Consider the following 19,722-nt stretch of genomic DNA (forward strand, 5'->3'; position numbering starts at 1 on the left):
GCCGCGCTCCGCCCGTCGGGCGTGGGCATGTCCGCCGCCGCCGTACCGACCGAACCGCCGAGGAGAACCCGACATGCCACTGCTGGAGCCGAAGCCGGAAACACTCCGCCCCGAGGTGCCGCGCACGCCCTCCGTGGACAGGGTTCCCGCCCGCCAGGCTCCGGGCACCCCCGACGCGCTGCGCGACGAGCTGGTCGCCCTGCTCGGGCCGGAGAAGGTGCTGTGGAAGGTCTCCGACCTGGTGAAGTACGCCTCCGACGCCAGTCCCTACCGGTTCGTCCCCCAGGTCGTCGTGGTCCCGGAGGACATCGACGACGTCTCCGCGATCCTGTCGTACGCGCACGGCAGGGGCCGCGAAGTGGTCTTCCGGGCAGCCGGCACCAGCCTGAACGGGCAGGCCCAGGGCGAGGACATCCTCGTCGACGTGCGCCACCACTGGGCGGGCATCGAGGTCCTGGACGACGGCGCGCGGGCCCGCGTCCGCCCGGGGACGACGGTCCTGCGGGCCAACGCCACCCTCGCCCGGTACGGGCGGCTGCTGGGCCCCGACCCGGCCAGCGCCATCGCCTGCACGATCGGCGGAGTCGTCGCCAACAACGCCTCCGGGATGACCGCGGGCACGACCCGCAATTCCTACCGCACCGTCTCCTCCCTCACCTTCGTACTGCCGAGCGGCACCGTCGTCGACACCGGCGACCCGAGGGCGGACGAGGACCTGGCCCACGCCGAGCCGCGGCTGTGCGAGTCGCTGATGGCGCTGAAGGCGGAGATCGAGGCGGACGCCGGACTCACCGCCCGGATCCGTGCCAAGTACGAGATCAAGAACACCAACGGCTACCGGCTCGACGCCTTCCTGGACGGCGCCACGCCCGTGCAGATCCTGCGCGGTCTGATGGTCGGTTCCGAGGGCACCTTCGGCTTCATCTCCGAGGTCGTCTTCGACACCCTGCCGCTCGACCGCCATGTCTCGACGGCCCTGCTGTTCTTCCCGTCCCTGACCGCCGCGGCGGCGGCCGTGCCCCGTTTCAACGAGGCGGGGGCGATCGCCGTCGAGCTGATGGACGGCAACACGCTGCGCGCGTCGGTGAGCGTCCGGGGCGTGCCCGCGGACTGGGCCGGGCTCCCCAAGGAGACCGCGGCGCTGCTGGTGGAGTTCCGGGCCCCGGACGAGGCGGGCCAGGAGGCGTACGAGCGGGCGGCGGCGGCCGTCGTCGAGGAACTCGACCTGGTCGCCCCGGTGGCCTCGGTGACCAACTGCTTCACCCGTGACGCCGGGACCATCGCGGGCTACTGGAAGGCCCGCAAGGCGTTCGTCACCGCGGTCGGCGGCTCCCGGCCCTCGGGCACGACGCTGATCACGGAGGACTTCGCGGTGCCGCCCTCCAGGCTGGCCGACGCCTGCGAGGCCCTGCTCGCGCTCCAGGAGGAACACGGCTTCGACGCCGCCGTGGCGGGCCACGCGGCCCACGGAAATCTGCACTTCCTGCTCGCCTTCGACGCGGCGAAACCGTCCGACGTCGACCGCTACGCCGCGTTCATGGACGACTTCTGCCGGCTGACGGTGGAGCGCTTCGACGGCTCGCTGAAGGCCGAACACGCCACCGGCCGCAACATCGCCCCCTTCCTGGAGCTGGAGTGGGGTCCGAAGGCGACCGAACTGATGTGGCGCACCAAGCAGGCCATCGATCCCGACGGGGTGCTGGCCCCCCGCATCGTCCTCGACCGCGACCCGAGGGCCCATCTGCGCGGGCTGAAGACCATTCCCGAGGTCGAACCGGTCGCCGACCCCTGCATCGAGTGCGGTTTCTGCGAACCCACCTGCCCCAGCCACGACCTGACGACCTCGCCGCGCCAACGGATCGTGCTGCGCCGGGAGATGATGCGGCAGCCGGACGGCTCCCCCGTGCAGACACAGCTGCTCGACTCGTACGGCTACGACGCCGTCGACACCTGCGCGGGCGATTCGACCTGCAAGCTCGCCTGCCCGGTCGGCATCGACACCGGCGCCATGATGAAGGACTTCCGCCACCGGCGGCACTCGCCCCGCGAGGAACGGATCGCGGCGCTCACCGCGAAGAACTTCAAGGCGGTGGAGGCCGCGGCCCGGCTCGCGGTCGCCGCGGCCGACCGGATCGGCGACCGCATCGGCGACGGGCCGCTGGAGACCATCACCGGGCTCGCCCGCCGGGCCGTGCGCCCCGATCTGGTGCCCGAGTGGCTGCCCGAGATCCCCGGCGCCGCCGCCCGGCAGCTGCCCCGTACCTCCCGCACCGGAGCGAGCGCCGTCTACTACCCGGCGTGCGTGAACCGCATCTTCGGCGGCCCCGAGGGGCATCGCGGCCCGTCGCTGCCGGAGGCGGTCGTCGCGGTCTCCGCCCGTGCCGGGAAGCCGGTGTGGATCCCGGACGACGTCGCGGGGACCTGCTGCGCGACGATCTGGCACTCCAAGGGGTACGACGAGGGCAACACCGTGATGGCCAACCGCATCGTGGAGGCCGCCTGGGGCTGGACGGCGGGCGGAAAGCTGCCGCTGGTCGTGGACGCCTCCTCGTGCACCCTGGGCATCGCCCACGAGGTGGTGCCGTACCTCACCGAGGACAACCTCGCACTGCACCGGGAGCTGACCGTCGTCGACTCCCTCGTCTGGGCGGCCGACGAACTGCTCCCGGAGCTGACCGTGCTGCGGAAGACCGGTTCGGCGGTGCTGCACCCGACGTGCTCCATGCAGCACCTGGGCGATGTGGAGCAGTTGCGCGCGGTCGCCGAGGCGTGCGCGGAGGAGGTCGTGATCCCCGACGACGCCGGATGCTGTGCCTTCGCGGGCGACCGCGGCATGCTGCACAAGGAGTTGACGCGATCCGCCACGGCGAAGGAGGCCGCCGAGGTGAAGCAGCGGGAGTACGACGCCCATCTCTCGGCCAACCGGATGTGCGAGATCGGGATGGACCGGGCCACGGGCCGTTCGTACTACTCGGTCCTGATGGAGCTGGAGCGGGCGACGCGACCGGGGCCGGTCGGGCGGTGACGCCCTCGTCCCCCGGGCAGCGGTAGACGGCGAACCCGCGGACCGACCCGCCGGACGGGCCCGATCCTTCGGGCCCGTCCGGCTTTTCCGTGCTTGCGCGCGCGAGGAGTTCGCGGGACAGGCCCGCGTGCACGGCACGTTCGCGCATGCAGCAGGCTCGCGCACACAGCACGTGGACATACGCGCAAGTGCCCGCGCGCGTGAAAGTTCGCACGTGCGCGAAAAGCCCTTCCCTCGCGCACAAAAGTCCATGGTTTCAAAGCAGGAGTCCAATCGCTCCCCTTGCGCACCAGCAGCGCCAACTACCAAGGTCCTTAACCAGGTTCATTCAGAAGCCGCGCACATCAGACCCCCTTCCGGAGGATCGATGAACGACGCAGCACAGCAGGACGACGGCGCTCGGGGCCGCGACGAGGGCTCGATGAGCCGTCGCTCGGTCCTGCGCACGACCGCCGGTGCGGCCGGTGCCGGGCTCGGGCTCGGCGCCCTCGCCGGTGGTACCGCATCCGCCGCCACTCCGGCCCGGGGCCCCGAGGGCGCCGCCGCGGAACCGGCGTCCGTCCCCGAGCGCCAGGGGCGCACCATGGCCGGGGTGCCGTTCGACCGGCGCTCCACCGTCCGGGTCGGCATCGTCGGCCTCGGCAACCGCGGTGGCAGCATGATCGACCTCTTCCTCGCCGTCAGCGGTGTGCAGGTCGTCGCCGTCTGCGACCCGGTCAAGGCCAAGGCGCAACGGGCCGCCGCGAAGGTGACCGCGGCGGGCCAACCTGCGCCCGCCGTCTACACCAACGGCGAGGACGACTACGAGAACCTCTGCAGGCGCGGGGACATCGACTTCGTCTATGTGGCGACGCCCTGGGACTTCCACTTCCAGATGGCGAAGACCGCCATGCTGAACGGCAAGCACGTCGGCGTGGAGTGTCCGATCGCGCTCCGGCTCGACCAGCTCTGGGAGCTGGTCGACCTCTCCGAGCGCACCAGACGCCACTGCATGCAGTTGGAGAACTGCTGTTACGGGCGCAACGAGATGCGGGTGCTGCGCATGGCGCACGCCGGGCTCTTCGGCGACCTCCTGCACGGCGCGGGCGCGTACAACCACGATCTGCGCGGCCTGATGTTCGACCCGGACTACTACGAGGGGCCCTGGCGCAGGCTGTGGCACACCCGGCTGCGCGGCGACCTCTACCCCAACCACGGTTTCGGGCCGGTCGCCAACTACATGGACATCAACCGCGGTGACCGCGCGGTGAGCATCACCAGCGTCGGTTCCCCGGCGCTCGGGCTCGCCGAGTACCGCGAGAAGCACATGCCGGCCGGTGACCCGAGCTGGAAGGAGACCTACATCGAGTCCGACCGGACGATCAGTCTCGTCCAGACAGCCAAGGGACGGGTCATCCGGCTGGAGCACGACGTCTCCACCCCGCACCCCTACTCCCGGATCAACAGCCTCGGCGGGACGAAGGGCGTCTTCGAGGACTATCCCGCGCGCATCTACATCGAGCCCGACCACACGAACGACAGCTGGGGCGACTTCTCCAAGTACCAGGACTGGGACCACTGGCTGTGGAAGGAGCACGCCAACCCGCCCGGCGGTCACGGCGGCATGGACTACATGCTGGTGTTCCGGCTGATGCAGTGCATGCGGCTCGGCCTCGTCCCCGACTTCGACGTGTACGACGCGGCGACGTGGACGGCGCCCGTACCGCTCAGTCATCTGTCGATCAAGGCGAAGGGCGCGCCGCAGCAGATCCCCGACTTCACCCGCGGCGAGTGGAAGAAGGCCCGTTCCGGAATGGACTCGCAGGATCCGGAAAAGGCCTGACGTCCCAGGTCGGGGCCGTGGGTCCGGTGCTGCTCGGCCGAGCCGTTCCGGACACCGCGGCCCCGTCCGGAACGTCCAGAAAATCAATTGCTCCGACTGACGTTCCGGGGCGAACCTGGGACGGTTCGCGGCATTCGCTGCACGAACCGGCACATCGAACCATGGGACGTCATGCAGATTCGCGATCTTCCGTACTCGGATCCCGGCGACCCCGATATCCGGTCGGGCCCACGCTTTCTGCTCTGGCTCGGCCGCAACCAGCTCCGCGGACAGCTCGCCTCGATGGCCTGGGGTCTGCTGCACCAGTGTTCGCTGGCCGGTCTACCCCTCGCCGCGGGTCTCGCCGTGCAGGCCGTCGTGGACCGTTCCGGCGACCGGCTCGCATGGGCGGGCGGTCTGATTCTGGTCCTGGGCGTACTGATCGCCCTGGGCGACACCATGCTCCACCGCACCGCCGTCACCAACTGGATCACCGCCGCGGCGCGGGTGCAGCAGCTGCTGGCGCGCAAGACCGCCGAGCTCGGCTCCGCGCTGACCCGCCGGGTCGCCGCGGGCGAGGTCGTCGCCGTGTCCACCGGCGACGTCGAGAAGATCGGCTGGTTCGTCGAGGCGCTCTCCCGCTTCGCCTCGGCCGCCGCCGCCCTCGTGCTGATCTGTACGGGGCTCCTGCTCTATCTGCCGTCGCTGGGCCTCCTGGTGACCCTCTCCGTGCCCCTGCTGGCCCTGGCGGTGCTGCCGCTGCTCCCCCGGGCCACCCGGCGCGCCGACCTCCAGCGGGAGAAGGCGGGCCGGGCGACCGAGCTGGCCTCGGACACCGTCGCCGGGCTGCGGGTGCTGCGCGGGATCGGCGGCGAGGAGCTGTTCCTCGGCCGCTACCGGCGCGCCTCGCAGGAGGTCCGCGAGGCCGCGGTGCACAGTGCGCGGATGTGGTCGCTGATCTCGGCGATCCAGGTGCTGCTGCCCGGCGTGCTGCTCATCTCGCTGGTCGTGTACGGGGCGGCGCTGGCCCGGGACGGCCGGATCGAGGTCGGTCAGCTGGTCACGGTGTACAGTGCGGCGGCGCTGCTGCTGTTCCCGTTGCGGCACTTCGAGGAGATCGCGATGGCGTACTCCTTCTCCCGGCCCTCCGCCAGGCGCGCGGTGCGGGTCCTGTCGCTGGACCACACGGACCGGCCGGCGAGCCTCGACACCGCACCGGCCGGCGATCTGTACGACCCGGTGACCGGGCTGATGGCCCCGGCGGGCCTGTTCACCGCGGTGGTCTGCGGCGATCCGGACGAGGCGGGGCGGCTGGCCGAACGCCTGGGCGGGCACGCGCAGGCGGACCCGGAACCCGGCCCGGCCACGGACGGGAACGAACCCGGGGACGGGAACGCGTCGAAGCCGGAAACGGTCCCCTCCGTCCTGCTCGGCGGCGTACCGCTGGACGAACTCCCGCTGGACACCGCCCGGACCGCCGTACTCGTCCAGGACAAGGACCCGGTGCTGCTCTCCGGCACGCTGGGCGAGTTGCTGGACGTGCCGTCGTCCGGCCTGGTGACAGCCGAGGACGCGCTGGCCGCCGCCCGGTGCGGTGACGTGCTGGACGCGTTGGCGCAGGCGTCCGCCGACGCGGGCGGCGATCCGATGACCACGCGCATCACCGAGCGCGGCCGTTCGCTCTCGGGCGGCCAGCGCCAGCGCCTGGCCCTGGCCCGCTCGTTGGTGGCCGACCCGGAGGTGCTGGTTCTCGACGAGCCGACCTCCGCCGTCGACTCGCACACGGAGTCCCGGGTGGCCGCCGGGATCAAGGAGCTGCGCCGGGGCCGCACCACCGTGGTGCTCGCCTCGTCGCCGCTGCTGCTCGACCTGGCCGACCGGGTGGTGCTGGCGCACCGGGGCACGGTCGTCGCGGTCGGTTCGCACCGCGAGCTGCTGCGCACGGAGCCCCGCTACCGGGCGGTCGTGACGCGCGAGACGGACGACGAGATCGCCGCCCCGGATGCCGGGGACGCGTTCAGGACGATCGAGGAAATAGGGGAACGGGCATGATCGGCGTCGCGGAACCGGCGTACGACCCGGCCGCGCCGGAATCGGCGACGACCCTGCCGGTGGGTACTCCCGCCACCGTGCGGAGCTATGTGCGGGAGCTGTTGCGGCGCCATCGCGGGCCGTTCGCCGTGCTGATCTCGTTCAACGCCATCGCGGTGATCGCCTCGATCGTCGGCCCGTACCTGCTGGGCGGGCTGGTGGAGGATCTCTCCGACGGGGTCCGGGACCTGCGTCTGGAGCGCACGGCCGGGGTGTTCGCGCTCGCGCTGGTGGTGCAGACCGTGTTCACCCGGATGATGCGGCTGCGCAGCGCGATGCTCGGCGAGGAGATGCTGGCCGATCTGCGCGAGGACTTCCTCGTGCGGTCGGTGGGGCTGCCTCCGGGGGTGCTGGAGCGGGCCGGGACGGGTGATCTGCTCTCCAGGATCACCACGGACATCGACCGGCTGGCCAATGCGATGCGCGAGGCCGTGCCGCAGCTGGCGATCGGTGTGGTGTGGGTGGGGCTGCTGCTGGGCGCGCTCACCGTGACGGCCCCGCCGCTGGCGCTCTCGGTGCTGCTCGCGCTGCCGGTCCTGATCGTCGGCTGCCGCTGGTACTTCCGGCGGGCCCCGTCCGCGTACCGCTCGGAGGCCGCCGGTTACGCGGCGGTCGCGGCGACGCTCGCGGAGACCGTGGACGCCGGGCGGACCGTGGAGGCGCACCGGCTGGGCGCGCGCCGGGTGGAGCTGTCGGACACCCGCATCCGGCAGTGGACCGCGTGGGAGCGGTACACGCTCTTCCTTCGTTCCGTGCTCTTCCCGGTCGTCAACGCCACCTATGTGACGATCCTGGGCGCGGTGCTGCTGCTCGGCGGCTGGTTCGTCCTGGAGGGCTGGCTGACGGTGGGGCAGCTGACGACGGGCGCGCTGCTGGCGCAGATGATGGTCGACCCGATCGGCCTGATCCTGCGCTGGTACGACGAGTTGCAGGTCGCCCAGGTGTCGCTGGCCCGGCTGGTCGGCGTACGGGACATCGAGCCGGACGGGGGTGACGCGGAGGTGGTCCCGGACGGCCGGGAGGTACGGGCCGACGAGGTGCGCTTCGGTTACCGGGCCGGGCTGGACGTCCTGCACCGGGTGTCGCTGGACGTGGCCCCGGGCACCCGGCTGGCGCTGGTCGGTCCGTCGGGGGCCGGCAAGTCCACGCTGGGCCGGTTGCTGGCCGGGATCTACGCGCCGCGCGCGGGTGAGGTGACGCTCGGCGGTGCGGAGTTGTCCCGGATGAGGGCGGAGCAGGTGCGTACGCAGGTGGCGCTGGTCAACCAGGAGCACCACGTGTTCGTCGGTTCGCTGCGGGACAACCTCCTGCTGGCCCGGGCGGGTGCCGAGGACGCGGAGCTGTGGGCGGCGCTCGCGGCGGTCGACGCGGACGGCTGGGCGAGGGCGCTGGAGGAGGGGCTGGACACCGAGGTCGGTTCCGGTGGTCTGGCGCTGACCCCGGCCCAGGCCCAGCAGATCGCCCTGGCCCGGCTGGTCCTGGCCGATCCGCACACGCTGGTGCTGGACGAGGCGACGTCGCTGCTGGACCCGCGGGCCGCCCGGAACCTGGAGCGGTCGCTGGCCCGGGTGCTGGAGGGGCGCACGGTCGTGGCGATCGCCCACCGTCTGCACACCGCGCACGACGCGGATGTGATCGCGGTGGTGGAGAGCGGCCGGATCAGTGAACTGGGCAACCACGACGAGCTGGTGGCGGCGGACGGCGCGTACGCGGCGCTGTGGCGGTCCTGGCACGGCTGAGGGGGCCTGCCGGCCGGGGCGACGAAAACCCCCGGTCGGCAGGCGCGCGGTCCCGACGGGGGGCTGTGGAGCGGTCGGGGCCGGGGCGTCGTGCGGTGCCCGGCCCCGCTGGTCAGATGATGTTCAGCGCCACCGCCCCGCCCACTCCCCCGAGCACCATGAAGGCCGGCATCAGCACCTTCAGCTCCACCCAGCTGCCGGCCCGGAACCGCATGGCCTTCGGCGGGCCGACCGGGTACCAGCGCTTGCGGCCGATCGGGATGGGCCACAGGATCGGGCAGCCCGAGACGGTCAACGCGTCACCGATGTCGTGGACGAGGGCGCCGAGCACGATCGGCAGCCCGAGCCACAGGTACTCCTGGCCGGGGGCGGTGAACAGCCAGTCCGAGCCGTTGCCCGGCTCGTCCAGGACGCCCGCCAGTATCCAGGCGCTGGTCGCGCCGAGCAGCCAGACCAGGACGTCGCTGGACATCCGGGCAGCCCGCCACAGCAGTCCTTCGACGGCCAGCACCAGGTGGACGAAGAGGATTCCCAGGACCGCCCACCGGCCGCCGGTGACCGCCGCGGCGGAGGCCCCGGCGCCGATCAGAACGGCCCAGAGCCAGGTGTGCGTCAGGGTCCGGTGGCCGCCGTTGCGCTGCGAGTCGCCGCGCATCTTGGTGGCCTTGTAGACGGCGTGCGAGAGCTTGTCGACGATCTCGCAGAGCCCGCGCGAGACCGGTCCGAAGGCGCGCGAGATGGTCGCGGACTTGTGGTCGAGGTCCGGGGCGAGCGCGGCTCCGGCGGTGATGAGCGCGCCCACGACGAGGACGGGCCACGGCATCGCGTGGCCCGCGGCGGCGGCAGCGGCGCCCACCCCCAGCCAGGCCGCCGCCCCTGACAGCGAGTGTGCCGGTCCCATCATGGTGCTTCCGCCCCCAAAATCGTCCTGCCGCCGTTTGCCGTTGTGGCACGGCCGAGTTGAGTGGGCAGCGTATCGCCCATGATCTTCATACGGTCGTCCGGTTCCCTCATCCGGGCGGAAGGCAGGCAAGATGGGGGCGTGACCCTTATCGATCAGCTGCCCCCGACCGACGACCCCGACGCCCTCTTCGAGGCTTTCTCGTCATGGACCGAGAGCCGGGGCATCTCCCTCTATCCGGCCCAGGAGGAGGCGCTGATCGAGGTGGTCTCCGGTGCGAACGTGATCCTGTCCACCCCGACCGGCTCCGGGAAGAGCCTGGTCGCGGCGGGCGCGCACTTCACCGCGCTGGCCCAGGACAAGGTCACCTTCTACACCGCGCCGATCAAGGCGCTGGTCTCGGAGAAGTTCTTCGACCTGTGCAAGCTGTTCGGCACGGAGAACGTCGGCATGCTCACCGGCGACGCCTCGGTCAACGCCGACGCCCCGGTGATCTGCTGCACGGCCGAGGTGCTGGCCTCCATCGCGCTGCGCGACGGCAAGTACGCCGACATCGGCCAGGTCGTGATGGACGAGTTCCACTTCTACGCCGAGCAGGACCGCGGCTGGGCCTGGCAGATTCCGCTGCTGGAACTTCCGCAGGCCCAGTTCGTCCTGATGTCGGCCACGCTCGGCGACGTCCGGATGTTCGAGGAGGACCTGACCCGCCGCACCGGCCGTCCCACCTCCGTGATCCGCTCGGCGACCCGGCCGGTGCCGCTCAGCTACGAGTACCGGCTGACCCCGATCACCGAGACCCTCACCGAGCTCCTGGACACCCGGCAGTCGCCGGTCTACATCGTGCACTTCACCCAGGCCGCGGCCGTCGAGCGGGCGCAGTCGCTGATGAGCATCAACATGTGCACCAAGGAGGAGAAGGAGAAGATCGCCGATCTGATCGGCAATTTCCGCTTCACCACCAAGTTCGGCAAGAACCTCTCCCGCTACGTGCGGCACGGCATCGGGGTGCACCACGCGGGCATGCTGCCGAAGTACCGGCGCCTGGTGGAGAAGCTCGCCCAGGCAGGTCTACTGAAGGTGATCTGCGGTACGGACACGCTCGGTGTCGGCGTCAACGTCCCCATCCGCACGGTGCTGTTCACGGCGCTCACCAAGTACGACGGGACCCGGGTGCGGACGCTTCGGGCCCGGGAGTTCCACCAGATCGCGGGCCGGGCGGGCCGGGCCGGTTTCGACACGGCGGGCTTCGTGGTGGCCCAGGCGCCCGAGCACGTCATCGAGAACGAGAAGGCCGTCAAGAAGGCGGGCGACGACCCGAAGAAGAAGCGCAAGGTGGTCCGCAAGAAGGCCCCCGAGGGCTTCGTCGCCTGGTCGGAGACCACCTTCGACAAGCTGATCCAGTCCGATCCGGAGCCGCTGACCTCCCGTTTCCGGGTCACGCACACGATGCTGCTGTCCGTGATCGCGCGCCCCGGCAACGCCTTCGAGGCGATGCGGCGACTGCTGGAGGACAACCACGAGCCGCGCCGGGCGCAGTTGCGGCACATCCGCCGGGCCATCGCGATCTACCGCTCGCTGCTGGACGGCGGCGTGGTGGAGCAGCTCGACGAGCCGGACGCGGAGGGCCGCATCGTCCGGCTCACCGTCGACCTCCAGCAGGACTTCGCGCTCAACCAGCCGCTGTCCACCTTCGCGCTGGCCGCGTTCGACCTGCTGGACCCGGACTCCCCCTCGTACGCGCTGGACATGGTCTCCGTCGTCGAGTCGACGCTGGACGACCCGCGGCAGATCCTCGCGGCGCAGCAGAACAAGGCGCGCGGCGAGGCGGTCGGGCAGATGAAGGCGGACGGGGTCGAGTACGAGGAGCGGATGGAGCTGCTCCAGGAGGTCACGTACCCGAAGCCGCTGAGCGAGCTGCTGTGGCACGCGTACGACGTGTACCGCAGGAGCCACCCGTGGGTGGGCGACCACCCGGTGTCGCCGAAGTCCGTGATCCGTGACATGTACGAACGCGCCATGACGTTCACCGAGTTCACCTCGCACTACGAGCTGGCCCGTACCGAGGGCATCGTGCTGCGCTATCTGGCGAGCGCGTACAAGGCGCTGGAGCACACCATTCCGGACGACCTCAAGTCCGAGGACCTGGAGGACCTGATCGCCTGGCTCGGCGAGATGGTGCGCCAGGTGGACTCCAGTCTCCTGGACGAGTGGGAGCAGCTGGCCAACCCGGAGATCGAGACGGCCGAGCAGGCGCAGGAGAAGGCCGACGAGGTGAAGCCGGTGACGGCGAACGCCCGCGCCTTCCGGGTGCTGGTGCGCAACGCGATGTTCCGCCGGGTGGAGCTGGCCGCGCTGGACCGGGTCGGCGAGCTCGGCGAGCTGGACGGCGACGCGGGCTGGGACGAGGACGCCTGGGGCGAGGCGATGGACGCCTACTGGGACGAGTACGACGAGCTGGGCACCGGCCCGGACGCCCGTGGTCCGAAGCTGCTGAGGATCGAGGAGGACGCGGCGCACGGGGTGTGGCGGGTCCGGCAGGCATTCGCCGACCCGAACGGCGACCACGACTGGGGCATCAGCGCCGAGATCGACCTGGCCGCTTCCGACGAGGAGGGCCGCGCCGTCGTCAAGGTCACCTCCGTGGGCCAGTTGTGAGGGCGTCCGCCGTGGAGACACCGCAGCGAGAGTGGAGACGAACCGCATGACGAACCCCGCCGAGCGCCTGGTCGACCTGCTGGACCTGGAGCGGATCGAGGTCAACATCTTCCGGGGTCGCAGCCCCGAGGAGTCCCTGCAACGGGTCTTCGGCGGGCAGGTCGCCGGGCAGGCGCTGGTCGCGGCCGGCCGGACCACCGAGGGCGACCGCCCGGTCCATTCGCTGCACGCGTACTTCCTGCGTCCGGGGCGGCCGGGGGTGCCGATCGTCTACGACGTGGAGCGCGTCCGGGACGGCCGGTCGTTCACCACGCGCCGGGTCACGGCCGTCCAGCAGGGCCGGACGATCTTCAATCTGACGGCGTCCTTCCACCGGCCGGAGGAGGCGGGGTTCGAGCACCAGCTGCCGCCCGCCCGTGAGGTCCCGGATCCGGAGGGGCTGCCGACCGTCGCCGACGAGGTGCGCGAGCACCTGGGCGTGCTGCCGGAGGCCCTTGAGCGGATGGCCCGGCGGCAGCCCTTCGACATCCGGTACGTCGACCGGCTGCGCTGGACGAAGGAGGAGGTCAAGGGCTCCGACCCGCGCAGCGCGGTGTGGATGCGGGCGGTCGGCCCGCTGGGCGACGACCCCCTGGTGCACACCTGTGCACTGACGTACGCGAGCGACATGACGCTGCTGGACGCGGTCCGCATCCCGGTGGAGCCGCTGTGGGGGCCGCGCGGTTTCGACATGGCGTCCCTGGATCACGCGATGTGGTTTCACCGGCCGTTCCGGGCCGACGAGTGGTTCCTGTACGACCAGGAGTCGCCGATCGCGACCGGCGGCCGGGGGCTGGCCCGGGGCCGGATCTACGACCGCGGGGGCAATCTGCTGGTGTCCGTGGTGCAGGAGGGGTTGTTCCGGGCCCTGGGCTCGTAGCCGTACTTCTTCGGGCGCCGGGCCGCGGGGCTTCAGACGCCGGGCAGCGGGTCCTGCTCGACCTCGTGGCGGCGGGTGCGGATGTCCGGGGGCGCGGGGTGCAGTTTGGCGTCGCAGGCGGGGCCGAGTCCGGTGCGGCGCGACTCGGTGCCGGTGAGCGGGCGGCCGCACAGGCGGCAGCGCACCACCCGTCGCCGGGCGGCCGGGCCGTCCCCGGGGGCGGGCTCGGCGCCGGGGGCCGGGGCGGGGAGGGGCTCGGGGAAGAGTTCGGCGGACACCACGGAATCGATCTTCCCAGAGCGCCCGTCTACTGTGCGACTTCCGAGCACACGACGGAGGGGGTTCCCTGTGAGCCACGTGCTGGCGATGAAGCCGGTGATCCAGCCCGAGAAGGGCGGCGGGGCGAGCGCCGCGGCCTCGGGGGCTGCCGCGCCCGTCGGTCATGTCATCAAGGCGACCGACGGGACCGACGGCAAGCGCCGGGAGGTGGCGCACGTGGAGCGCGAGCTGCCGCCGGGCGGCGTTCCCGCGTATCTGGCGGCCCGCAAGTCGGGGGCCCGTTCCCTCGTGCTGTGGGCGGACCCGGAACGCCGCAACCGGCTGGCCACGCTGGTCACCGAGTCCGTGTCCGACGGCGTCTGCGTCTACCGGGTGCTGGGCGCGGGGGGCGAGACGATCGGCAGGCTCGTACGGGAGAAGGCCCTCTCCGGCAAGGGGCTGCGGACCCGGTGGGCGGTGGCGCAGCCCGGCTGCCCGGAGGCGGTCGGTTTCAAGGGCCGGATCTTCTGGTGGTTCGTGTGGTGGCTGCTGCTGCCCGTCCAGACGGCCATCGGGGTGGGCAGTCTCCTGAGCGGGGGCGGCGATGTGGCGCGTGGGCCGCGTCGCATCATCTGGCGGGCCGGCCGGGAGGTTCCGCTGGAGTTCCTCTCGGACGGCAACGAGGTCCACGTCCACGCGTCCTGGGTCGACTGGCGGCTGGCGGCCGCGCTGGCGGCGCTGATACCCACCTTCGACAGCTGGCTGGGCACGCCCTGGGACGACAAGCGGAACTGAGCGGGGCCGTACCGCCCCGAGGGCGTCGTCGTGCCGACCGGGCGTGCGGCGTTCCCGGGCCGGGAGGCCCGGAATGCCGGAAGCCCGTCGAACCGCGATGATCGGACTCGGGGCCCGCGGCACCTGCCGGGAAGGCAGCCGTCCCGCGGCCCCGTTCCCCGGCGCCGTACGGCGCGGCGCCCGTACAGTGGCAGGAGGGTCCCATGCCCCAGGACCCGGGCTCGACGCCCCAGACCCCGGACCGGCTGCTGCGGATCGCACCGCACGCGACGCCCGAGCAGCGGGCGGCCCGCGGGAAGGCGGCCAGGCGGAACACCCCGCGGTCGAGCCACGCCGAGTTCGAGCCACCGGCCCACCGGCCCGATCCGCTGGGCATCCTTGAGGCCCAGTCGGCCGCCAGGGTGCCCGAACTCGTACCGATCCGCTACGGGCGGATGATCGAGTCGCCGTTCCGTTTCTACCGGGGCGCCGCCGCGATCATGGCCTCCGATCTGGCCACCACCCCGGACAGCGGGATCAGGGCCCAGCTGTGCGGGGACGCCCATCTGCTGAACTTCCGGCTGCTGGCGTCGCCGGAACGGAACCTCCTGTTCGACATCAACGACTTCGACGAGACGCTGCCCGGCCCCTGGGAGTGGGACGTCAAGCGCCTGGCGACCAGCTTCGTCATCGCGGGCCGCGCGAACGGCTTCACGGACGGGGAGCGCGCGGACATCGTGCGCACCACGCTGAGGTCGTACCGGGAGTCGATGCACCGGTTCGCCGGCATGCGCAATCTCGACGTCTGGTACGCGCGGATCGACATCGACCGGCTCAAGGAGCTGGCGTCCGGGCAGCTGGCGAAGCGCGGCCGCAAACAGCTGGACCGGGCCGCGGCGAAGGCCCGTACCCGGGACAGTCTGCAGGCGTTCGGCAAGCTCACCGGGACGGTGGACGGGCGGCCGCGCATCGTGGCGGACCCGCCGCTGCTGGTGCCGGTGGCCGATCTGCTCCCGGACGTCGAGCGCGACGCGCTGCAGGAGTTGTTCCGCGGGCTGATCACGCGCTACGGACACAGTCTGCCGTCGGACCGGCGGGCCCTGCTCTCGGACTTCCGGTTCGTGGACATGGCGCGCAAGGTGGTCGGCGTCGGCAGCGTCGGCACGCGCTGCTGGATCATCCTCATGCTCGGCCGGGACGGTGACGACCCGCTCCTCCTCCAGGCCAAGGAGGCCGACGTCTCGGTCCTCGCGCCCCATGTCGGCGCCTCCTCCTGCGACAACCAGGGCGAGCGCGTGGTCTCGGGCCAGCGGATGATGCAGGCGGCGAGCGACATCTTCCTCGGCTGGGAGCGGGTGGAGGGGCTGGACGGCCGGCGTCGCGACTTCTACGTGCGCCAGTTGCGCGACTGGAAGGGGATCGCCGAGCCGGAGGAGATGGTGCCGTCCGGCATGCGGGTGTTCGGCGAGGTGTGCGGCGCCACGCTGGCACGGGCCCACGCGCGGTCCGGGGACCGGATCGCCATCGCCGCGTACCTGGGGCGCGGGCCCGCGTTCGACCGGGCGGTGGCGCGCTTCGCCGAGAAGTACGCCGACCTCAACGAGCGGGACCACCGGGCACTCGTCGACGCGGTGCACGCGGGCCGGCTCCCGGCGGCCGAGGCGTCCTGAGACGCCCGGCCGGTCCGATCCGGACGAAGGGTCCTAAGTGGTTCCCTCCTTGTACGGGTCCGCGCACAGGGCCCAGATGATGAAGACGTTGATGGCGATGAGCACCAGCGCCCAGAACGGGTAGTGGGGCAGCCACAGGAAGTTGGCGAGCGCAGACAGTCCCGCGAGCACGATGCCGACGACGCGCGCCCAGGCGGCGCCGGTGAACAGCGCGCAACCCGCGATGAGGATGACGATGCCCAGGATGAGGTGGATCCAGCCCCAGCCGGTGAGGTTGAACCGGAACAGGTAGTCGCGCGCGACCACGAACACGTCGTCCTTGGCGATGGCGGCGATGCCTTCGAAGATCGTCATCGCCCCGCCGAAGATCATCAGGACCGCCGCGAAAGCGGTCCAGCCGAACCGGAAGGGGTGGCGCGAACTCGCGGCGCCCGGCGCCGCTCTCGGTGCGTGGCCGGTGCTGGCCATTGCGACCTCCTCGGTTAGCAGAGCAGCCCGGCAGGCCCGGGTCGGGCCACCGGGACCTCCCCCGAACAAGCCTGGCACGTCGCCACCCGTTCGGCAGAACGGCCGGGGCGCGCGGCGCCGCCACGGCACGGTCCGTCTCAATTCCAGGATATTGTCTCCAGTATGGGAGAACCCGAGGAGATGGAGCCCGACTCCGTCGATGCCCGGCTCGCCGCCCGGCTGGGCGGGCTGCGCGCCGAGCGCGGCTGGTCGCTGGACGAGCTCTCGCGGCGCAGCGGGGTGAGCCGTTCCTCGCTGTCCCGGCTGGAGCGCGGCGAGTTGAGCCCGACGGCGTCCCTGCTCAACACGTTGTGCACGGTCTACGGACGGACGATGTCCCGGCTGTTGCTGGAGGTGGAGGCGGAGGCCCCGCAACTCGTCCCCGCGGCGCGGCAGCCGGTGTGGCGGGACGAGGCGTCGGGCTTCGTACGCCGGTCGGTCTCGCCGCCGCACGCCGGTCTGCGCGCGGAGGTCGTCGAGGGCACCCTCGACGCGGGGGCCGCCATCGCCTACGAGGACGCGCCCGTGCCGGGGACGGAGCAGCACGTCTGGGTGCTGGAGGGGACGGTCGAGATCACCGTCGACGGCACCGCGCACACGGTGCGCAGCGGCGACTGCCTCCGCTTCCGCCTGCGCGGCCCCTCGCACTTCCACTGCCCCGGGCCGGAGCCGGTCCGCTACGCGCTGATGATCGTCCTGCCGTGACGGCCTGACGGCCCCGACGGCCGGGAAGAAGTCCGCGGCACCCGTGAACCCCATGAAAGGACTCCGCCCATGACCGGGATCGTCTGTGCTTCCGGCCCCGAACTGGTCACCTACGCCGATGAGTTGGCCGCCCTGCTGATGGACGCGGTGGACGGCGGTTCGTCGGTGGGCTTCCTCGCGCCGCTGGACCGGGACGTGGCCGCCGCCTGGTGGCGGGAGCGGGCCGAGGCCGTCGACGCCGGTCTCCTCCAGGTCTGGATCGCCCTCGACGCGGAGCGGGTGGCCGGAACCGTCACGCTGGCCCGGGCCCGGCTGCCCAACGCCCGTCACCGCGCGGAGGTGGCCAAGTTGATGGTCCGTTCGTCGGCCCGCGGCCGGGGGCTCGGCCGGTCGCTGCTCGACACCGCCGAGCGGGCGGCCGCCGAGGCGGGCGTCACGCTGCTGGTCCTGGACACCGAGAGCGGCAGCCCCGCCGAGCGGCTCTACCGTTCGGCGGGCTGGACGCGGTGCGGTTCGATCCCGGACTACGCGGGCGACCCGTCCGGGACCCTGAAGCCGACGACGCTCTACTACAAGGCCATCGGGCCCGCCCGGCCGGGGGCGACGGCATAGACCGCGCCGAACCGGCGGGCAGGGCGCGGGAGTCCGGCGGCCCGGTCCGTATCCGGTCACGGGTCGCCCGTCGGGGGCACGCCCCGTCCGGGGCGGGGCCGGGCTCCCGCAGGTCGGCGGCGTGCGCGGGATTCGAACGGCCCCGCCGCCGATTTCGTACCGGTCGGCCGGGGGCGCGACAATGACCGCCGGTAGCCACACCTACGAGGAGGCCCTCATGACGCTGCACGACATCCCCCTGCGCACCCTCACCGGCGAACCCACCTCCCTGGCCGACTACGACGGGCGGGCGGTCCTGCTGGTGAACGTCGCGTCGAAGTGCGGGCTCACCCCGCAGTACGCGGGGCTGGAGCGGCTCCAGAACACGTACGGGGACCGCGGTTTCACCGTGCTCGGCGTCCCGTGCAACCAGTTCGCCGGCCAGGAGCCGGGGAGTGCGGAGGAGATCCGGACCTTCTGCTCGACGACCTACGGGGTCAGCTTCCCGCTGCTGGAGAAGACCGAGGTGAACGGTGAGGGGCGTCACCCGCTCTACACCGAGCTGACCGCCCTCGCGGACGAGGACGGCGAGGCGGGCGACGTCCAGTGGAACTTCGAGAAGTTCCTCATCTCCCCGGCGGGCGTGCCGGTCGCCCGGCTGCGCCCGCGCGTGGAGCCGGAGGCCCCGGAGCTCATCGCCGCCATCGAGGCCCAGCTGCCCGCCTGACCCGTTGCGTCGCGGGCCCGGCAGGGTTTCCCGGCCGGGCCCGTCCGTCGGCCGCCCCGTCCCCGGCGGCCGACGACGGGGCGGGGCCGCCGTCCCGTCCAGCGTCAGCGGATCGGCATGCCCGACAGGGTGCGGGCGATGACCAGGCGCTGGATCTCGCTGGTGCCCTCGAAGATCGTGTAGATCGCCGCGTCCCGGTGCATCCGCTCCACCGGGTACTCGCGGGTGAAGCCGTTGCCGCCGAGGATCTGGACGGCCTGGGCGGTGACCTTCTTCGCCGTCTCGCTCGCGTACAGCTTGGACATGGAGCCCTCGGCCGAGGTGAACGGCTTCCCGGTGGTCGCCATCCACGAGGCGCGCCAGACCAGCAGCCGGGCCGCGTCGATCTGCGTCCGCATGTCGGCGAGCTGGAAGGCGACGCCCTGGTTGTCGATGATCGGCCGGCCGAACTGGGTGCGGGTCTTCGCGTAGTCCAGCGCGACCTCGTACGCCGCGCGGGCGGTGCCGACGGCCATGGCGCCGACCGCGGGGCGGGACGCCTCGAAGGTGGCCATCGCGGCGTTCTTCACCCGCTCACCGCCGGACGCGGCCCGCTCGCGGGCCCGTGCCAGGCGCTGGTCGAGCTTGTCCTTGCCGCCGAGCAGGCAGTGGCCGGGGACTCGGACGTCCTCCAGCACCACCTCGGCGGTGTGCGAGGCGCGGATGCCGTGCTTCTTGAACTTCTGGCCCTGGGAGAGGCCGGGGGTGTTCGGCGGCACGATGAACGAGGCGTGCCCCTTGGAGCCCAGCTCCGGGTCGACCACGGCGACGACCACGTGGACGTTGGCGATGCCGCCGTTGGTCGCCCAGGTCTTGGTGCCGTTCAGCACCCACTCGTCCTTCGCCTGGTCGTACACCGCGCGGGTGCGCATCGAGGCGACGTCGGAGCCCGCGTCCGGCTCGGAGGAGCAGAAGGCGGCGACCTTGACGTCACTGGCGTCGCCGTACATCTGCGGGATCCAGGTGCCTATCTGCTCCTCGGTGCCGTTGGCCAGGACGCCCACGGCCGCGAGGCCCGTTCCGACGATCGACAGGGCGATGCCCGCGTCGCCCCAGAAGAGCTCCTCCATCGCCATCGGGATGCCCAGGCCCGTGGGGTCGAAGAACTGCTGGGCGTAGAAGTCGAGGGAGTAGATGCCGACCTTGGCCGCCTCCTGGATGACGGGCCAGGGAGTCTCCTCACGCTCGTCCCACTCCGAGGCCGCCGGCCGGATCACGTCCGCGGCGAAACCGTGAAGCCAGTCACGGACCTGCTTCTGGTCGTCGTTGAGTTCGAGCGTGAACTCCGCCATGTTCCCCTCCACGTACTGCCGTGAAAAA

At 71.9% G+C, this 19,722-nt stretch carries 15 protein-coding genes; 11 read left to right on the top strand and 4 right to left on the bottom strand.

Annotation, left to right across the window (positions count from 1 at the left end; all coding sequences use genetic code 11):
* The first annotated feature begins 73 nt into the window (after nt 1–73).
* The 4 genes from ACFYW1_RS26010 to ACFYW1_RS26025 all read left to right on the top strand — a co-directional run bounded on the left by ACFYW1_RS26010 (nt 74) and on the right by ACFYW1_RS26025 (nt 8,656).
* Nucleotides 74–3,025, top strand: a complete 2,952-nt coding sequence (locus tag ACFYW1_RS26010) for an FAD-binding and (Fe-S)-binding domain-containing protein (RefSeq protein WP_388997847.1) — start codon at nt 74–76, stop codon at nt 3,023–3,025.
* Between the two features lie 367 nt (nt 3,026–3,392).
* Nucleotides 3,393–4,847, top strand: coding sequence for a Gfo/Idh/MocA family protein (locus ACFYW1_RS26015; protein WP_388997850.1), 1,455 nt, complete (start codon nt 3,393–3,395; stop codon nt 4,845–4,847).
* A gap of 171 nt (nt 4,848–5,018) precedes the next feature.
* Entirely contained in the window at nt 5,019–6,878 is a 1,860-nt protein-coding gene (locus tag ACFYW1_RS26020; RefSeq protein ID WP_388997853.1) for an ABC transporter transmembrane domain-containing protein, read from the top strand.
* Nucleotides 6,875–8,656, top strand: coding sequence for an ABC transporter ATP-binding protein (locus tag ACFYW1_RS26025; protein WP_388997856.1), 1,782 nt, complete (start codon nt 6,875–6,877; stop codon nt 8,654–8,656). Before ACFYW1_RS26020 ends, ACFYW1_RS26025 begins: the two co-directional genes overlap by 4 nt.
* Nucleotides 8,657–8,768: 112 nt before the next feature.
* Here the strand turns inward: ACFYW1_RS26025 and ACFYW1_RS26030 are convergent, their stop codons facing one another.
* Nucleotides 8,769–9,560, bottom strand: a complete 792-nt coding sequence (locus tag ACFYW1_RS26030) for a metal-dependent hydrolase (protein ID WP_388997859.1) — start codon at nt 9,558–9,560, stop codon at nt 8,769–8,771.
* A gap of 78 nt (nt 9,561–9,638) precedes the next feature.
* Here ACFYW1_RS26030 and ACFYW1_RS26035 point away from each other — a divergent pair, with 78 nt between their 5' ends.
* Together ACFYW1_RS26035 and ACFYW1_RS26040 are read left to right on the top strand one after the other, a co-directional pair.
* Nucleotides 9,639–12,212 (top strand): DEAD/DEAH box helicase, encoded by a 2,574-nt coding sequence (locus tag ACFYW1_RS26035; protein ID WP_388997862.1) that lies wholly within the window; start codon nt 9,639–9,641, stop codon nt 12,210–12,212.
* Between the two features lie 46 nt (nt 12,213–12,258).
* Nucleotides 12,259–13,131 (top strand): acyl-CoA thioesterase, encoded by an 873-nt coding sequence (locus tag ACFYW1_RS26040; protein WP_388997865.1) that lies wholly within the window; start codon nt 12,259–12,261, stop codon nt 13,129–13,131.
* Nucleotides 13,132–13,163: 32 nt separating this feature from the next.
* Here the strand turns inward: ACFYW1_RS26040 and ACFYW1_RS26045 are convergent, their stop codons facing one another.
* Nucleotides 13,164–13,412, bottom strand: a complete 249-nt coding sequence (locus ACFYW1_RS26045; RefSeq protein WP_283850398.1) for a DUF6011 domain-containing protein — start codon at nt 13,410–13,412, stop codon at nt 13,164–13,166.
* A 67-nt stretch (nt 13,413–13,479) separates the two neighbouring features.
* Here ACFYW1_RS26045 and ACFYW1_RS26050 point away from each other — a divergent pair, with 67 nt between their 5' ends.
* Complete coding sequence (locus ACFYW1_RS26050; protein ID WP_388997868.1) at nt 13,480–14,184, top strand: hypothetical protein; 705 nt, start codon at nt 13,480–13,482, stop codon at nt 14,182–14,184.
* A gap of 203 nt (nt 14,185–14,387) precedes the next feature.
* Entirely contained in the window at nt 14,388–15,833 is a 1,446-nt protein-coding gene (locus tag ACFYW1_RS26055; protein WP_388997871.1) for a DUF2252 domain-containing protein, read from the top strand.
* Nucleotides 15,834–15,866: 33 nt separating this feature from the next.
* On the opposite strand, the gene ACFYW1_RS26060 is transcribed toward ACFYW1_RS26055, so the two are convergent.
* Complete coding sequence (locus ACFYW1_RS26060) at nt 15,867–16,301, bottom strand: hypothetical protein (RefSeq protein WP_388997874.1); 435 nt, start codon at nt 16,299–16,301, stop codon at nt 15,867–15,869.
* A 162-nt stretch (nt 16,302–16,463) separates the two neighbouring features.
* Between ACFYW1_RS26060 and ACFYW1_RS26065 the strand changes: the two genes are divergently transcribed.
* The 3 genes from ACFYW1_RS26065 (at nt 16,464) to ACFYW1_RS26075 (ending at nt 18,363) form a co-directional block, all read left to right on the top strand.
* Nucleotides 16,464–17,045 (top strand): helix-turn-helix domain-containing protein, encoded by a 582-nt coding sequence (locus tag ACFYW1_RS26065; protein ID WP_388997877.1) that lies wholly within the window; start codon nt 16,464–16,466, stop codon nt 17,043–17,045.
* A gap of 69 nt (nt 17,046–17,114) precedes the next feature.
* Nucleotides 17,115–17,657: a GNAT family N-acetyltransferase gene (locus ACFYW1_RS26070; RefSeq protein ID WP_388997880.1), complete on the top strand. Its 543-nt coding sequence runs from the start codon at nt 17,115–17,117 to the stop codon at nt 17,655–17,657.
* 217 nt (nt 17,658–17,874) lie between these two features.
* Entirely contained in the window at nt 17,875–18,363 is a 489-nt protein-coding gene (locus ACFYW1_RS26075) for a glutathione peroxidase (protein WP_388998014.1), read from the top strand.
* A gap of 104 nt (nt 18,364–18,467) precedes the next feature.
* On the opposite strand, the gene ACFYW1_RS26080 is transcribed toward ACFYW1_RS26075, so the two are convergent.
* Entirely contained in the window at nt 18,468–19,694 is a 1,227-nt protein-coding gene (locus tag ACFYW1_RS26080; RefSeq protein ID WP_388997883.1) for an acyl-CoA dehydrogenase family protein, read from the bottom strand.
* Nucleotides 19,695–19,722 lie beyond the last annotated feature (28 nt).

Source organism: Streptomyces sp. NPDC002669, assembly GCF_042889165.1.
Taxonomy (GTDB): domain Bacteria; phylum Actinomycetota; class Actinomycetes; order Streptomycetales; family Streptomycetaceae; genus Streptomyces.